Source organism: Lutibacter sp. (assembly GCF_041555395.1).
Lineage (GTDB): Bacteria > Bacteroidota > Bacteroidia > Flavobacteriales > Flavobacteriaceae > Lutibacter.
In genome coordinates, this window is record NZ_JBFFKM010000013.1 from 18,201 (window position 1) to 35,823 (window position 17,623).

The window sequence follows — 17,623 nt, forward strand, 5'->3', positions numbered from 1 at the left end:
TATAATTCTAGACACTTATTGTTTTAATCTATTTATTCTTTTATTTCTAAAGCTTCATCACTCGGTTTTCCATGCTTGTAAAAATCAATAATATAAAGTATGATTCCAGTAGCAAATATTGTGGCACACAACACCAATACGACAAAATGAATAGCAATTTCTTTTTGTACCAACATAAAATCCATTTTAAACTTTCGCTCTAAATAAACTTGGGCAACACCGGCAACCCCAAAAGCTACAGTCATTCCAACCATCCCAATATTGGACAGCCAAAAAGCCATTCTGCCACGAGAGCTATCATATAATTTCCTTCCTGTCATATTCGGCAAACTATAACTGATTATCGCCAAAACTATCATACCGTAAGCTCCCCAAAACGCCAAGTGTCCGTGCATTGCGGTAACTAAAGTTCCGTGAGTGTAAATATTCGTTTGTGGCAATGTATGTGCAAATCCAAGTAATCCTGCTCCCACAAACGATACTATTGCCGCACCAAGCGTCCAATAAAGTGCCAATTTGTTTGGATGTTTTTTCTCGCCTTTTCTATACATATTAACTGCGAATAAGGCCATTGCCAAAAATGCCAAAGGTTCCAATGCAGAAAAGATTCCACCAACTATAATCCATATTTTATTGACTCCTATATAGTAATAATGATGCCCTGTGCCTAAAACTCCGGATAAGAAGGTTAATCCAACTATTACATACAACCATTTCTCAATAACTTCTCTATCTACTCCTGTCAATTTTATCAACAAGAAAGATAAAATACCTCCCATTATAAGTTCCCAAACGCCTTCAACCCATAAATGAACTACCCACCAGCGAAAAAATGAATCTGTTACCTGACTGTCAAACGGTATCATTCCAGGCAAATACAACAATGCGGCAAAAAGAAGTCCCATAGATAGTACTAAAGCTGTTGTTGTTTGTCGTTTTCCTTTAAATAAAGTAGTTAATATGAGTCCTAAAAACAGGAGCACATTTACCACAACCAGATAATCTAATGGGCGTGGAATTTCTAAAAATTTTCTTCCTTCCCAAATATTAAAGTGAAAACCAACTATTGCAATTACGCCAACCAGTGCCAAACTGATTAATTGAACATACGCCAATTTTACGTTTACCAATTCGCGCTGTGCTTCTTCAGGAATTATATAATATGCTGCCCCCATAAAACCGGACAGAAGCCAGACAACCAATAAGTTTGTATGAACTGCACGTGCGGTGTTAAAAGGTATGAATTCGTGTAAATTATCAAACCCAATGTGGGCGAATCCCATGATGAAACCATAGGTAATTTGTAGAACTAGCAATAGCATTGAAAGGGCAAAAAACCAATAGGCTACTTTTTGTGATTTATATTTCATAATGTTGTTTTTTATTTTTTTTTATTTGTCATTATCAATAGCCTATACTTCATTTTAGTCTTTTTGAAATATTTTCTTAGGCTATTTCATAATGTTATTTTTTATTTGTTCATTTTTTCTTTAGCCAATGGAGATATCACCCTATCGAAACCATTTAAGTCAATTTTCCCAATCCAATTAAAAAAGGCCACCACGTCTGACGCTTCTTGCTCCGTCATTCCATAAGCCACCATTTTTCTTCCGTTGAGTTGCCAAGGGGTTGGCGACATTAAGATACTTTTAATGACAGTTTCTCCATTACCGTCGTATCGAATGTTTAAACGGTCAATAACTTTTGTTAATTCGGGTGCATAATACGCCCCTTCTCCCAATAGCGTATGGCAACCCATACAGTTATTAGATTCCCAGATTTCTTTTCCTCTTACCACTTCAGCAGTAAGATTTTCTTTGTTTGTTTGATCGTTTTCTTTTGAGAAAGAATAAATGGTAAGTCCTATAAATACAAGAAAAGTTACCAATGTTCCGCCTAAAAAGAAAGCTCTTGCTTGTTTTTTAGATAACATGTTTTAATGAGTTTAATTGGTTAATTATTTATCATTAAAAGACCTTTTTATCTTTTAATAGTGCGAATTTATGAGTTTTCTGTAAATTAAACTATGATTTTTATCATAAATACTTTACTTGCAAGGCTCCTCAAGTGAAGGACCAATATCATTTGGTGTTAATAATTGCCCTTTGTCTGAAATTTCTTGAGCAAACTCCATAATTGTTTTATCCCTAAACTTAGCCAATATATTATTTTTAAAAGGCACTACTATAAAATGTACTGGACAAGGATTTGCAGAATCACATTCATTTAATCCCAAAAAACAACCATTCAATTTATTTACGCCATCAATATTATCGATGATGTCCAATACGTTTTTATTTTTATTTTTTTCTGACAGGTAAAACCCCCCATGCGGACCTTTGGTTGAGGAAATAATTTTACCACGCACCAATTGCTGAAATAGCTTAGCCAAGAACGGACTCGGCACATCTATATTTTCAGCAATTTCTTTTACACTAATTTTTCTGCCCTCATTTGAATGCTCTGCTAAATACAGGGTAGATAAAATAGCGTACTTACTGGCGTTTGATAACATTTTTTAATATTTTTAACAATTCATTTATGCAAAAATACTAAAAAAAGAGTAAATGGTATTATATTTTTTTGAATTTTGCAGTAAAGTGTCTCATAATTGGTGCTTCATCCACGATTGTATAACCAGATTTTGCTTCTTCCCGGGTATCATAAATGTTTTTTAAAGCAACCGCAATATATTCCATATGGTTGTTTGTATAGGTTCTTCTTGGAATAGCCAATCGTACCAATTCTAATTCCGGATAACGATTTTCGCGGGTAATCGGATCTCTGTCTGCCAAAACTGTTCCTATCTCAACGCCTCTAATTCCGCCAACAATATAAATTTCTACCGCCAAAGCCTGCGCCCTATATTCTTCTCTCGGAATTTTAGGGACAAATTTATTGGCATCTAAAAATATTGCGTGACCGCCAAATGGCTGCTGAACAGGAACACCAAAATCTACCAACTTCTGACCTAAATAGGCAATTTGCTCAACCCTGCTTTCCAAATAATTAAATTCTGTAGCTTCATCTAAACCAACAGCCAAAGCACCCATATCACGACCATTCATTCCTCCGTATGTTATAAATCCTTCAAACATGATGTTAAAAACGGTTGCCTGCTTAAAAACTTCTTCGTTATTAAGCGCAATAAAACCACCCATATTAACCAATCCGTCTTTTTTAGAACTCATTGTCATTCCATCTCCGTAAGAAAATACTTCCTTGGCAATTTCCTTGATGGATTTATTTTCAAAACCTGGCTCACGTTTTTTAATAAAATAGGCATTTTCGGCAAAACGTGCCGCGTCAAAATATAAAGGAATGCCATATTTTTTACATAAAGCAGAAACCTCTTTTGTGTTTTGCACAGAAACTGGTTGTCCGCCGGCACTATTACAAGTTATTGTAAGAACAACAAAAGGAATTTTCTCTTTGGGATGGCTTTTAAAAACATTTTCAAGTTTTTTTAAATCCACATTTCCCTTAAAAGGATGCATATCGGAGGTGTCAAAAGCTTCATCTATAGTGCAATCAACTGCCTTTGCTTTTCTAAATTCAATATGACCTTTGGTCGTGTCAAAATGGGAATTTCCCGGAACAATATCCCCCTCTTTTACCAAAGCGGAAAACAATACGTTTTCAGCTGCCCTGCCTTGATGTGTTGGTAAAAAATATTTAAAACCGGTAATTTTACGAACGGTATCTTTTAGTTTCAAAAACGATGATGAACCGGCATAACTTTCATCGCCAATCATCATTTCGGCCCACTGTTTGTCGCTCATTGCGCCAGTTCCTGAATCTGTCAACACATCAATAAAGACTTTATCTGATGAAAGATTGAATAAATTATAATCGGCTTCTTGTATCCATTTTAATCGTTGCTCTTTTGTTGAACGTTTTATGTGTTCAACCATTTTAATTTTATAAGGTTCTGCGTATGGTAATTCCATAAGAATGTTTGTTTAAAGGTTGTGTGATATTTGTAAAAAGGTGATTTAAAATCGCTAAATAAGAATAAAATTAGGCACAAAAAGAATCGGGACGCTTTATATTCAAAAAGACATCTGCATTCAATTTAAAACAGTTTATGTTTTTCATTTACTAATTTAAAGGGCTCAAATTTACAAAATATTTAAACAATTATGGTTATACCAGAAATTTTAGAAGATTAAAATTTCCTTAAAACACCAATTAAAATTTAGTTTTATGACAAATATCATTATCTTCGCATTTCGTTATTTTTTACTATTAAATCTATAAAAATGAACAAACTTCTTTCTCTTATTTATTCAACTCGTGTAACGGCAACTTTATTTCTAGTTTTCGCACTATCTATGGGGGTTGCAACATTTATTGAAAATGACTACGGCACAGAAACTGCAAAGGCTTTGGTATATAATGCTTGGTGGTTTGAAGCCATTATGGCCGTTTTTGCCCTGAACTTTTTTGGGAATATTTTTAAATACAAACTCTATAAAAAAGAAAAATTAGTGGTGCTGGTTTTTCACCTGTCCTTTTTCTTAATATTAATTGGCGCAGGAATAACGCGCTATATTAGCACTGAAGGTATTATGCCGATTAAAGAAGGTGCCGTAAGCAATGTTTTTTTCTCTGATAAAAGTTATATAAGCGTTGTTGTTAATGATGGCAATGAACAAAAAACACCTGTACATAAAGCTATTTTATTGTCGGCTTTGGGAAACAATAACTACCATTACAAAACAGATTTTAAAGGAATTGATGTTGATGTAAAATTAACGAACTACATTCCAAATGCCATAGAAGTATTTGAAGCCAATGAAGCCGGCGAAGAATATTTAAAATTTGTTGAATCGGCTGGCGGAGGCCGTCATGACCATTATATTAAAAAAGGGGCTACCGAAGAAGTGCATGGCGTTTTGGTTGGTTTTGACTCTCCAAGAAAAAATACCATCGATTTTGTTACTACTGAGAGCGGGTTAAAAATTAAATCTGTTACCGAAGGCTCATTTTTTAGAATGGCCGATAACTTTGAAGGCACTATCGCTAAAGATTCTTTGCAGGATTTCTCACTTTTGGCTGTTCATTCACTTGCAGGACTGCAATTTGTGGTCCCTCAAAATCCGATTAGAGGATCATATAAAACCATTTCCGATTCTATAGAGCAATCTGGTTTAGCCCAATTAGAATTTGATGTCACTGCTGGTGGTGAAACGAAACACATAAAATTAAAAGGTACAAAATTTGCCATTCAGCAACCAACACAATTTTCTGTTGGAAAGCTAAACTTTAGAATGAGTTATGGCGCTATGCAAATGCAGCTGCCGTTTAGCATTAAACTGAACGATTTTCAACTTGACAATTATCCGGGTTCAAATAGTGCCATGTCATTTGCAAGTGAAGTTACCGTTATTTCACCTGAAGAAACCTTTGATTTTAGAATTTTTATGAACAATATTTTAAATTATAAAGGCTACAAATTCTTCCAGTCCAGTTACAACATAACCCCCGAATATGAAGAAACCCATTTATCGGTAAATCATGATTTTTGGGGCTCCACCGTAACCTATATTGGATACTTTTTATTGTATGCCGGCCTGATTTTAATCCTATTTATGAAAAATACCAGATTTGATTTTCTAAGAAAAAGCCTGCAAAAAATTAGAAATAAAAAAGCAGCTGTAACTACCATGCTATTATTGCTGATTTCAACTTTTTCATTTTCACAACAGCACAACCATGTCATCAATGAAATGCAAATAGATTCTGTAATAAAAGCCAATGCTATTGACGTAAAGCACGCCGAAAAGTTTAGCATGGTAATTATACAAGATGCTGGAGGAAGAATGAAACCCGTTCATACTTACGCTTCTGAATTATTAAGAAAGATAAGCAAATCAGATAGTTATAAAGACATGAATGCTACACAGGTGTTTTTATCCATTGAACAAAATCCTAGATTTTGGTTTCAGGTGCCTATTATTTCTATTGAAAACGGAAATACAAAATTAAGAGATCTTATTGGTATTCCACATGAACAAAAATATGCTGCACTTTCTAACTTTTTTGATGAAAAAGGAAACTACAAAATTGGAGGGATTCAACAGGAAGCCCAAAAAAGCAACATAAAAAGCAAATTTGAAAAAGATGTTATTAATGTAGACAGAAGGGTTAATTTATTATATTCTGCAATTACAGGCGATATTTTAAGAATTTTTCCAATCCCGGGAGATAAAACGAATAAATGGGTATCACATAACAATTTGGATGAAGCAAATTTTAAAGGTCAGGATTCAGTTTTTGTCCGTCAAATTTTGCCAGTATATCTGCAAACTTTAGAAGCGTCTCAAATGACTAAAAATTATTCGCAATCTGATGAAATGTTGGATGGCATCATAACATTCCAAAAGAAATATGGAAGCGACGTCTATCCTTCAGACCGAAAAATTAATGTGGAAATTGCTTATAACAAGTATGATATTTTCAAAAATATATATAGCTACTATATGTATATTGGAACCTTAATGTTCTTTTTTGTAATCTTCCAAATTTTTAACAGCAACAAGGTTATCAATGCCTTAATTAAAATAAGTATTGCTATTATCATTGGCTTGTTTTTGTTGCATACCGGAGGTTTAATTGCACGTTGGATTGTTAGCGGACACGCGCCTTGGAGCAACGCTTACGAGTCTATGATTTATGTGGGCTGGGCAACCATGTTATTTGGATTAATCTTCGGAAGAAAATCATCGATGACCATAGCCGCAACTGCATTTTTAACGGCATTTATATTAATGGTGGCACATTGGAACTGGATGGATCCAGAAATTGCAAATCTGCAGCCTGTGCTTAATTCTTACTGGTTAATGATTCACGTTGCTATTATTGTCGCGAGTTACGGACCATTCGCCTTGGGTATGATTTTAGGTTTTATTGCTTTAATATTAATGGTATTAACAACCAAAAAAAACAAAAGCAAAGTTGAATTAATGATTAAGGAAATAACCATCATAAATGAAATGTCATTAACGGTTGGTTTAATTATGTTAACCATTGGAAACTTTTTAGGTGGGATGTGGGCAAATGAAAGCTGGGGACGTTATTGGGGATGGGACCCAAAAGAAACTTGGGCATTAATTAGTATTATGATATACGCTTTTGTACTTCACTTACGCTTGATTCCAGGCTTAAGAAGCCGATTTACTTTCAATATGTTATCGGTAGCTGCATTTGCGTCAATTGTAATGACCTATTTTGGTGTGAACTTTTACTTATCTGGTTTGCATTCCTATGCGAGTGGCGATAAAGTGATTACACCAACTTTTGTTTATTATGCGATTGTTATTTTTGCAACCATAAGCTTATTCGCTTATTTACAATTTAAAAAACATTATAAAAAATAATTAAAACCGTTGCAAAAATGTAACTTTGCAATCCATTAAAAATAATTATCAATGTTTAATAAGTATATAAAATTAGTAATAGCGGCAGGAATTTTAGTTTGGGCAGTATTTCAATTTATTGACGGAAACATCATGAATGGAATTTCAATTGTGCTCTTGGCAGGAATTTTTGTGCTGTTTTACTTTAAGAATGAATTTATATTGTTGGCATTTCTTCAATTAAGAAAGCAAAATTTTGTCGGAGCAAGTAAGTGGTTATCCTACATTAAAAATCCAAGTACCGCTTTGATCAAAAAGCAACAAGGGTATTATAATTTTTTACAGGGAATTATGGTTTCTCAAACCAACATGAACCAAGCCGAAAAATACTTTAAAAAAGCATTAAGTCTGGGATTAAGTATGAAGCATGACATTGCGATGGCAAAACTGCAATTGGCCGGTATTGCAATGTCTAAAAGACGCAAAAGAGAAGCTACGACTTTAATAAGTGAAGCTAAAAAACTGGACACCCAGAATGTTTTGACTGATCAAATTAAAATGCTGAAGCAACAGCTTAAAAAAATATAAATTTTTAAATCAGACATAAAAAAAGCACGCCGATCGGCGTGCTTTTTTTATGTCTGATTATCTTCAATTATTTAAAATAACTGGCATTAATGCAGTATTGTATTGGATGATATAAATTCCATTATTTTCAAAACTTCCATCCCAATTTTTATCATAATTAAACATCGTTGAAATTCTTGAAGATTTACCGGCCTGCAATCCATTCTCCAAATCTCCCATTGATGCAATTCTAACTAAAGCATCATAAGTCATATCAAATCCTTTTAACGCATATTTTGAAGGAATGGCATAATTTTTATTCTGATAATTTTTATAAAAATTATTCACATTATAGTCATCAATATTTAGATATTCCAGGGTTGGAAAAATAAAATTTAATTTCCCCAAAAGATTATTATCAATACTGTCAAAGTTTTTACCTTTATCAAATGCAATTAAAGTAATCTTGAAATTATCAACTAAACCTTTTAAATTATTTACTGCTGCAGCTGTGGTTACCATTTCATCACTAACCAAAAGCACCCAATTATCTTTGGCTCCTTTTAAATTTTCAGAAATATCATTACTGGAAATATATCCATCTTGGGATTTAACAACAGATACATTTTGAATATTTTTAAATGCCTTCAGCTTATTTACAATTTGCCACAATTTACTTTGGGATTCAGATTTCCCATCATTAATAACAATAATATTTTGACCTGTGTAATGTTGTTCCAAATAATTAATCAGTTCACTTTCCAATAAATCATTTTCTGGTGCAGCTTTCACTAGGTTGATATTTGAAATTGTCGCCTGATTTTTTGAGTAGAACGGAACAATTACCTGCGCATCAATATGTTTCGAAAGCCAAAGTGCATTGTCAAAATACAATGGTCCTATTACGGCATCAACTCCCTTGAAATCATTTTTATTTATTAATGATTGAAGCTTTTGTACTGAATTTTCAGAATCTAAAAATTTAACCTTTATGTTCAGGCCTCTTTTTCTTAAGGAATCGATTGCCATAGTTGCGCCTAAATGAAAATCGGTGACCACATTTAACAAAGAATGATTTTTACCGAAGTTTTCAATTCTTGTAGAATCCGTAAATCTGTTTAACTGATATGGAAGCAACATAGCAAGATTAATTTCTTTTGAAAAATCTAACTTTTCTGTAAAATTAAAAGTCTCTTTAGTTTCACCCTTCTTATTTTCCACATTTTCAATTGGTCTAATTTTCAAGATTACCCCTAATTTTAAACCTTCATTTAATTCAGGATTTAATTTCATCAATTCCGATTGTGAAACATGATATTGTTTCGATAAATTATACAAGGTGTCATCCTTAACCACGGTATGAAACTCATAATTAACAGGGGCTTCCGAGTTGGAATTACCTATTTTAGGAACTACCAATTCCAATCCTATTTTTAATCCATACTTTAAAGATGGATTTAATCTTAACAATTCAGATTGAGCAATCCCATATCGTTTCGACAGATTATATAAAGTATCGTCTTTAACTACTATATGAAATTCATAATTAATGTCATCATCTTGTTTTATTTTACTTACTTCAGGAATCTTCAAATTCATTCCAATTTTTAAACCGTTTTTTAATTCTGGATTTTCAGCAACTAACACTTCCTGAGAAACTCCATACATTTTAGAAATTCCATATAGCGTTTCTTTAGGTTTAACTATGTGAAATTTATCACTGGCAACATCTACGTTAACAATATTTTTGCCGTAATTTTTATTAGGTACAATAATAATGGTATTGGGTTCCGGATATCGACTAATATCAGGGTTTAATCGAAGTAAATCTTTAAAGGAGATGTCATATTCTCTGGCAATACTTCTTATATTTTCGCCGCGTTTAACCGTGTAAGGAATGTACTTTTTTTGCTGCGCCATTGCTACGGCGCTAAACAAGAAAAGGCATATTAATAATAGTGTTATTCTTTTCATCTGTTTAAATTTTATTTTTTAGCGGTAACAGCTGCTGTTCGCCATTAATCATTCCTTCCTGTATCAAAATTTGTTATGCTCGTTTCATAAATTCTATTTAATTTAACAGTGGGTTATTCCCACTCAATAGTTGCCGGTGGCTTTGAGCTAATGTCATACACTACTCTATTAACGCCTTTTACGCCGTTTATTATTTTATTTGAAGTTTTTTGCAGAAATTCGTAAGGTAAATTCACCCAATCGGCGGTCATCCCGTCGGTAGATTCCACTGCACGTAACACCACTGCTTTTTCATAAGTTCGCTCATCACCCATTACGCCTACTGAGTTTACCGGCAATAACATGGCTCCCGCCTGCCAAACCTTATCGTACAACCCCCATTCTTTCAAACCATTAATAAAAATAGCGTCCACTTCCTGTAACATTTTAACTTTTTCGGCGGTGATATCTCCCAAAATTCTAATTCCCAATCCTGGTCCGGGAAAAGGATGTCTTCCCAGTAATTCAGCATCAATTCCTAAAGTAGCCCCAACTCTGCGCACCTCATCTTTAAATAACATACGCAATGGTTCCACAATTTTAAGCTTCATAAAATCGGGCAATCCGCCCACATTATGGTGTGATTTTATGGTGGCTGATGGTCCGCCACTTGCAGAAACAGATTCGATTACATCGGGATATATAGTGCCTTGTGCTAACCATTTCACTTCTTCAATCAAATGCGCTTCATCATCAAAAACTTCAATAAAAACCCTTCCGATAATTTTACGCTTACCTTCAGGATCCGATTCTCCTTTGAGCTCTTTCAAAAAACGTGCCGAAGCATCAACGCCTTTTACGTTCAAGCCCATGTGCTTGTATTGATCCAAAACATTTTCAAATTCGTTTTTTCGCAGCAACCCGTTATTTACAAAAATGCAATATAAATTTTTGCCTATGGCTTTGCTCAATAAAACTGCCGCCACAGTAGAATCTACACCTCCCGAAAGTCCGAGAACAACTTTATCATTGCCTATTTGCTTTTTTAAATTTTCAACAGTTGTTTCCACAAAAGAATCTGGTGTCCAGGTTTGGGCTACGCAGCTAATTTTTACCAGAAAATTTTCCAATATTTTTAATCCGTCTTTTGAATGATAAACTTCGGGGTGAAACTGAATCCCGTAGGTGTTTTCATTATTAATTTTAAAGGCTGCATTTTCTACGTCATGCGTACTTGCAATTAACTCACAATCCTCAGGCAATGCTACGATGGTATCGCTATGGCTCATCCAAACCTGGCTTCCCATATTAACACCCTCAAAAAAAAGTTCATCTGCTTTTATAAAAGAAAGGTTTGCCCTCCCGTATTCACGCGTGTTTGAAGCGCCTACTTTTCCGCCAAAGTTATGTGCCAAAAATTGAGCCCCATAACATACACCTAACAAAGGTTTTTTTCCCTTTATGGCAGATAAATCTGGATGTGGAGCGTCATCAGCTCTCACAGAATAGGGACTGCCTGAGAGAATTACAGCTTTATAATTTTCCACTTTAAAATTTTCACTATTGAAAGGAAAAATTTCACAAAAAATATTGAGTTCTCTAACTCTTCGAGCAATTAACTGCGTGTATTGCGAACCGAAATCTAAAATAAGTACCTTTTCTTGCATCCGCAAAAATAATATTAATTAAATAAACCATAATACTTTAGGTGCTTTTTTCTGAACAAAATAATTTTAGCACCTGGAAAGAGGCAAAAGGCAATGGAAAACAGGCAATAGGCAATGGAAAACAGGCAATAGGCAACAGGCAAAAGCAAAAAGTAAAAAAGCAGAAGGCGAAAGCTTATTATTAGAAGTTAAAACTCAAAATGAACAAATACACAAAACAACTCTAGGCACTTTAGGCATTCTTGGCACTACAGACTTAAAAGCGAAAAGTAAAAAAAGTCAATAGGGATTATAACTGCCTTTACTGTTTAATCGTTTTGCTTCGGCTTCGTTCAGCAATCTTTAATTTGATTATTTAATTGGCTAATTAACTAATTGCCTAATTGTTTAATTCGAAATTCATTTTGCGTTAGCGATTGGAGTGATATACTTTTTTGGCGTGAAACGTAGAAAAAGATATAACGAAAAGCGCGACCTGAAAGGGAACGCCCAAATTATTATTTATTTAAATTACGGCATTTTAAAACAATTATAGGCGCTTTAACCTTAAAACTAAACCTAAAAACTCCTTAAATTGAGCGATTTTGAACTCAAATAACTTCATTTAAAGCCTTTTCTAATTTTTAAACAACCTTGAAATTATAAAAACACACACAATCGATTTTTGGACTGTTTTTAGCTTCTTTAAGCCACTTTTTTTTAATAGGCAAATTGTTGATAACTTGCATTGCCATTGCTTTAAAACACGTTTAATTAGCTTGCTGATTTATTATATTTGTATCTTATAGAATTTACAATAATAAACAGACTTATAAATATGAGTGAAGAACCTAAAAAACAGAATTATACGGCCGATAGTATACAAGCTTTGGAAGGAATGGAGCATGTGCGTATGCGCCCATCGATGTACATTGGAGATATTGGCTTAAGAGGACTGCATCATTTGGTTTATGAAGTAGTTGACAACTCTATTGATGAAGCAATGGCAGGACATTGTGACGCTATAGATGTTGTTATAAATGAAAACAATTCAGTTTCCGTAAAAGACAACGGACGTGGTATTCCTGTGGGAATGCACAAAAAAGAAGGCGTTTCGGCGCTTGAAGTTGTTATGACAAAAATTGGTGCCGGAGGTAAATTTGACAAAGATTCCTATAAGGTTTCTGGTGGATTGCACGGTGTTGGTGTTTCTGTTGTAAATGCCCTTTCAGAACATTTAAGAGCAACCGTATATTTAGACGGGAAAATTTGGGAACAAGAATATTCAAGAGGAAAAGCATTGTACCCTGCAAAAATAATTGGGGACAGTGATGACAAAGGAACTTTGATTACCTTTTTGCCGGACACCACTATTTTTACACAAACCATTGAATTTAATTACGATACTTTAGCAACAAGGTTGCGGGAACTTTCCTTTTTAAATAAAGGAATTACACTAACTTTAACAGACAAAAGGGTTTTAGATGATGAGGGTAACCTTATCACTGAAACATTTCACAGTGATGAAGGATTGCCTGAATTTATAAGATATTTGGACGCTACCCGTGAACCATTAATCTCCAGAGTAATTTCCATGGAAGGGGAAAGAAACGACATTCCTGTTGAAGTTGCTATGGTTTACAACACCTCGTATACCGAAAATTTACATTCATATGTGAACAATATCAACACCATTGAAGGAGGAACGCATTTGGCAGGTTTTAGACGCGGATTAACAAATACGCTTAAAAAGTATGCTGAAACCTCTGGGTTGTTGGATAAACTTAAGTTTGAAATTGCCGGAGACGATTTCCGTGAAGGATTGACGGCAATTATTTCTGTTAAAGTTGCAGAACCGCAGTTTGAAGGACAAACAAAAACAAAATTAGGAAACCGTGAAGTTACCTCCGCAGTCAGTCAGGCTGTTTCTGAAATGTTACAAAATTATTTGGAAGAAAATCCGAGTGATGCCAAAATCATTGTTCAGAAAGTAATTTTAGCGGCGCAGGCTCGTCATGCTGCCAAAAAAGCACGTGAAATGGTGCAACGCAAAACAGTCATGTCTATTGGTGGTTTGCCCGGCAAATTAAGCGATTGTTCAGAAACTGATCCTGACAAATGTGAAATTTTCTTAGTTGAGGGAGATTCTGCAGGGGGTACAGCGAAGCAAGGACGTGACCGTGCTTTTCAAGCAATTTTACCATTAAGGGGTAAGATTTTAAATGTTGAAAAAGCGATGCAACACCGGGTTTTTGAAAACGAAGAGATTAAAAACATGTATACCGCTTTGGGGGTTTCCATCGGTACTGAGGAAGATCCAAGAGCTTTAAATATGGATAAGCTTAGATATAACAAAGTTGTTATTATGTGTGATGCCGATGTTGACGGAAGCCACATTGCAACCTTGATTTTGACATTTTTCTTCAGATATATGAAAGAATTGGTTGAAAACGGACATATTTATATTGCAACACCTCCTTTATACCTTGTGAAAAAAGGCCAAAAAAAGGAATATGCATGGAGCGATGACCAACGCGATTTAATTGTACAAAATATGGGTAGCGGCAGCTCCATACAACGTTATAAAGGTCTTGGAGAAATGAACGCCGAGCAACTTTGGGATACTACCATGAACCCTGAATTCAGAACACTCAGACAAATTACTATTGATAATTTAACTGAGTCAGACAGAGTTTTCTCTATGCTCATGGGTGATGAAGTTCCACCTCGTAGGGCATTCATTGAAAAAAATGCGAAATATGCAAATATTGATGTCTAATTAAAAATGAGTACCTAAATTGCCTAAAATATTAGGTACTTAGAATTATATTATTTTTAAAAAAAAGAGGCTGCCACAAAAGGCAGCCTCTTTTTTTGTTATAAATTTTGCAGTAAAACCTTTCTTCATATCTTTACAATTGATTTTAAACCCCTATCATGAAAAAAACACCTCTATTATTACTTCTATTTTTACTGAGTTTTTCAGTAAAATCACAAGATTTAGAATTGCTGCTATTGGCAAAAGACGATTCAAATTTATTGATAAAAAATTATATGACGCCCGTTATGGAAGGAATGCTGTATAGTTTAAATGACGGATGGTATCATACCGCAAAAACCCATAAAAAACTTGGTTTTGACATCACCATAAGCGCAAATGCGGCCATAGTTCCAAATTCTTCAAAAACATTCCAATTCAATGCAAATGATTATCGGTACTTATCATTGGAAAGTGGAGACAGCAAAATGCAAACAGTTATGGGAGAAGACAATAAAAGCGTTATCACAGTTAGAATCCCTGAAGCTGGGGATTATAAAGTTGCTCAATTTTCTTTGCCTGACGGAATTGGTAATGATTTGCCTTTAAACGCAGTTCCTTCTCCAATGATACAGGCTAGTGTGGGAATACCTCTTAACACAGATATCAGCATCCGTTATTTACCAAAAATTAATACCGATGATGTTGAAGGAAATTTAATAGGTTTTGGAATAAAACACAATTTAATGCAATATTTTGGACCTGTAGAAAAATTGCCTTTAAATGTTGCTTTGTTTGCAGGTTTTACCTCCATGGATGCCACATATAATTTAGGAAATGTTTCTACTGGATTTGCGGGCAGCAATCAGGAAGCTGCATTCAAGCTAAATGCCTATACCATACAAACAATTGCTTCCTTGGATTTTCCCCTTATTTCATTGTATGGTGCAATTGGATATGACAAAGGAACCTCAACCTTAAAATTAAATGGCACTTATGAATTGACATATACTTACGAAGGTAGCAACAACTCGATAACAGAGTCCGTTACAAACCCCATAAATATGGATTTTAATGCGAATGGTGTTAGAGGAACTTTAGGGGCAAGATTAAATATTGGGTTCTTTAAAATCTTTGGAGATTATACCATAAAAGAATACAATACTGTAACAGCCGGAATCGCATTTAGTTTTAGGTAAGCGCCCCAAATATATTAAAATTACACAATTAATATATTTTAGACCAAAAATTTAAAAGGACTGCTTATTTGCAGTCTTTTTTTTGTCATAAATATCACTTCCTTTTCCCATAAAAATTCGTAAATTTGGATTAATTTTATTATAAATAAACAATACATTAGATATGAAAGTAACAGTAGTAGGAGCAGGTGCTGTAGGCGCAAGTTGTGCTGAGTACATCGCTATTAAAAATTTCGCCTCGGAAGTGGTACTGGTTGACATTAAAGAAAATTATGCTGAAGGTAAGGCTATGGATCTTATGCAAACAGCATCATTAATGGGATTTGACACTAAAATTACAGGTGCAACAAATGATTATTCAAAAACGGCTGGCAGTGAAGTTGCAGTAATTACAAGCGGGATCCCTAGAAAACCTGGAATGACTCGTGAAGAACTTATTGGAATTAATGCTGGAATTGTAAAATCGGTTGTCGAAAGTTTACTTAAACATTCTCCAAAAGTGATTATTATTGTAGTGAGCAACCCAATGGACACTATGGCTTATTTGGCGCATAAAGTTGCCGGAATTGCAAAAAACAGAATTATTGGAATGGGAGGTGCTTTAGACAGTGCGCGTTTCAGATATCGATTGGCTGAAGCATTAGGTTGCCCACAATCAGATGTGGATGGAATGGTAATTGGCGGTCACAGTGATACTGGTATGATTCCTTTAGCGCGTTTAGCTGTTAGAAACAGCGTGTTAGTTTCCGAATTTTTATCAACAGAGCGTTTGGTTCAGGTGGTAGAAGACACCAAAGTTGGCGGCGCAACATTAACAAAAATGTTGGGTACAAGCGCTTGGTATGCACCAGGTGCAGCAGTTTCTTCCATGGTTCAGGCAATTGTGAATGACCAAAAGAAAATGTTCCCTTGTTCCGCTTTATTGGATGGTGAATATGGAATGAAAGACATTTCAATAGGTGTGCCTTGTATTATTGGCAAAAACGGAATTGAAAAAATTGTTGAAATTGATTTAACCGACGCAGAAAAAGCAAAGCTTAAAGAAAGCGCTGCAGGCGTTAGAGCCGTAAACGATTTGTTGGTATAACAGCATTTCTTAAATATAAATTTAAAACTCCTCAAAACTTAGGTTTTGGGGAGTTTTTTTAGTTCCTATTTTAGTATAATTTATTGTTGGTATATTGCACTGAAAAATATTAAACACTTTTTTTGATGATTTGATTTTCTTAATTTATGCTCAGTTGAGCAAAACTTAAAAATCTTTCAAAGTAGTCCCAATCGCCAATAAACCAAATCCGCCTATAAGCAACCACAAACTATATTGCGATATAAATTCAATCTGAACAAAATGGCCTACTATTCCTAAAATCCCAATTATCAATGAAATAATCCATAAATTCTTTTTTGGTGCAGATGGTTTCATATATTATTATTTTTTTGTTTATAAAATCAAATTTAGGTTTTTTAACAATACTGTAATCATTTATAATTGAATTGCTGAAAAACTTAACAAACAATTTAATAAAATAGCTTCTCTTTTTGTTTTAAAAATTATGCCTCAACCCATTGGAGATGTATTTAAAACCTGTATAAATTAACCTGTTTCTTTTACAATCCTTTTGCTGAAATTTTTTTAAATGTTCATCAAATAGCCTCTGTTTCATCTAATTTTTAACTATTTTTGAATACTTAACGACGGCATTTCAGAAACTGTCGTTATAAACAATCAATTGGCCACACCACTAATATTAAACTGACGAGCAAGAAATGAGAATTTTACTATTAATAGGGACAGGAAGTTTTATTGGAGGCGTTTTACGATATGTTCTTGCACAATTTATTCAAACAAAGTTTCTTTCCACTTTCCCTTTCGGAACTTTAGGCATAAATATTATAGGAAGTTTCGCCATCGGTCTTGTCTTTGCACTAAGTGAAAGAACCAACATGACTCCTGAAATGCGGCTATTTCTTGCAACCGGAATTTGTGGCGGTTTCACCACATTCTCCGCTTTCTCTAACGAATCTTTCGGTTTATTGCGTGACGGACAACTTTTATATGCTTCTGCTTACATTACCTCCAGTGTTTTGTTTGGTGTACTTGCAACATTTTTTGGATACTCACTTCTTAAACTTATCTAA

The 17,623-nt window shown here is 34.3% G+C and carries 13 protein-coding genes; 6 read left to right on the top strand and 7 right to left on the bottom strand.

Annotation, left to right across the window (positions count from 1 at the left end):
• Positions 1 to 32: 32 nt before the first annotated feature.
• From ABY285_RS04695 to ABY285_RS04710, 4 genes are all read right to left on the bottom strand, one after another.
• Entirely contained in the window at positions 33 to 1,370 is a 1,338-nt protein-coding gene (locus ABY285_RS04695; protein WP_372767535.1) for a cbb3-type cytochrome c oxidase subunit I, read from the bottom strand.
• 101 nt (positions 1,371 to 1,471) lie between these two features.
• Entirely contained in the window at positions 1,472 to 1,933 is a 462-nt protein-coding gene (locus tag ABY285_RS04700) for a cytochrome c (protein WP_372767537.1), read from the bottom strand.
• A 114-nt stretch (positions 1,934 to 2,047) separates the two neighbouring features.
• Positions 2,048 to 2,515, bottom strand: a complete 468-nt coding sequence (locus ABY285_RS04705; protein WP_372767539.1) for an Rrf2 family transcriptional regulator — start codon at positions 2,513 to 2,515, stop codon at positions 2,048 to 2,050.
• A gap of 58 nt (positions 2,516 to 2,573) precedes the next feature.
• A complete protein-coding gene (locus ABY285_RS04710) occupies positions 2,574 to 3,950 on the bottom strand; it encodes a tryptophanase (protein WP_372767541.1) in 1,377 nt (458 codons plus the stop codon).
• 312 nt (positions 3,951 to 4,262) lie between these two features.
• Between ABY285_RS04710 and ccsA the strand changes: the two genes are divergently transcribed.
• Together ccsA and ABY285_RS04720 are read left to right on the top strand one after the other, a co-directional pair.
• Positions 4,263 to 7,382, top strand: coding sequence for a cytochrome c biogenesis protein CcsA (gene ccsA / locus ABY285_RS04715; RefSeq protein WP_372767543.1), 3,120 nt, complete (start codon positions 4,263 to 4,265; stop codon positions 7,380 to 7,382).
• Positions 7,383 to 7,433: 51 nt separating this feature from the next.
• The gene (locus ABY285_RS04720) at positions 7,434 to 7,949 is read left to right on the top strand and encodes a DUF2892 domain-containing protein (RefSeq protein ID WP_372767545.1); all 516 of its coding nucleotides are present in this window, start codon (positions 7,434 to 7,436) and stop codon (positions 7,947 to 7,949) included.
• A 63-nt stretch (positions 7,950 to 8,012) separates the two neighbouring features.
• Here the strand turns inward: ABY285_RS04720 and ABY285_RS04725 are convergent, their stop codons facing one another.
• Complete coding sequence (locus ABY285_RS04725; protein ID WP_372767547.1) at positions 8,013 to 9,902, bottom strand: LysM peptidoglycan-binding domain-containing protein; 1,890 nt, start codon at positions 9,900 to 9,902, stop codon at positions 8,013 to 8,015.
• A gap of 113 nt (positions 9,903 to 10,015) precedes the next feature.
• Positions 10,016 to 11,548 (bottom strand): glutamine-hydrolyzing GMP synthase, encoded by a 1,533-nt coding sequence (guaA, locus tag ABY285_RS04730; protein ID WP_372767549.1) that lies wholly within the window; start codon positions 11,546 to 11,548, stop codon positions 10,016 to 10,018.
• Between the two features lie 817 nt (positions 11,549 to 12,365).
• Between guaA and gyrB the strand changes: the two genes are divergently transcribed.
• The 3 genes from gyrB to ABY285_RS04745 all read left to right on the top strand — a co-directional run bounded on the left by gyrB (position 12,366) and on the right by ABY285_RS04745 (position 16,571).
• On the top strand, positions 12,366 to 14,306 hold the full coding sequence (gyrB, locus tag ABY285_RS04735) for a DNA topoisomerase (ATP-hydrolyzing) subunit B (protein WP_372767551.1): 1,941 nt from the start codon (positions 12,366 to 12,368) through the stop codon (positions 14,304 to 14,306).
• A 158-nt stretch (positions 14,307 to 14,464) separates the two neighbouring features.
• Positions 14,465 to 15,484 carry a DUF6588 family protein gene (locus ABY285_RS04740; RefSeq protein ID WP_372767553.1) on the top strand — a complete coding sequence of 340 codons (1,020 nt, stop codon included), beginning with the start codon at positions 14,465 to 14,467 and terminating at the stop codon, positions 15,482 to 15,484.
• A gap of 163 nt (positions 15,485 to 15,647) precedes the next feature.
• Positions 15,648 to 16,571, top strand: a complete 924-nt coding sequence (locus ABY285_RS04745) for a malate dehydrogenase (protein ID WP_372767555.1) — start codon at positions 15,648 to 15,650, stop codon at positions 16,569 to 16,571.
• A 165-nt stretch (positions 16,572 to 16,736) separates the two neighbouring features.
• On the opposite strand, the gene ABY285_RS04750 is transcribed toward ABY285_RS04745, so the two are convergent.
• Entirely contained in the window at positions 16,737 to 16,907 is a 171-nt protein-coding gene (locus ABY285_RS04750; protein ID WP_372767557.1) for a hypothetical protein, read from the bottom strand.
• A gap of 344 nt (positions 16,908 to 17,251) precedes the next feature.
• Between ABY285_RS04750 and crcB the strand changes: the two genes are divergently transcribed.
• Positions 17,252 to 17,623 (top strand): fluoride efflux transporter CrcB, encoded by a 372-nt coding sequence (gene crcB / locus ABY285_RS04755; protein WP_372767559.1) that lies wholly within the window; start codon positions 17,252 to 17,254, stop codon positions 17,621 to 17,623.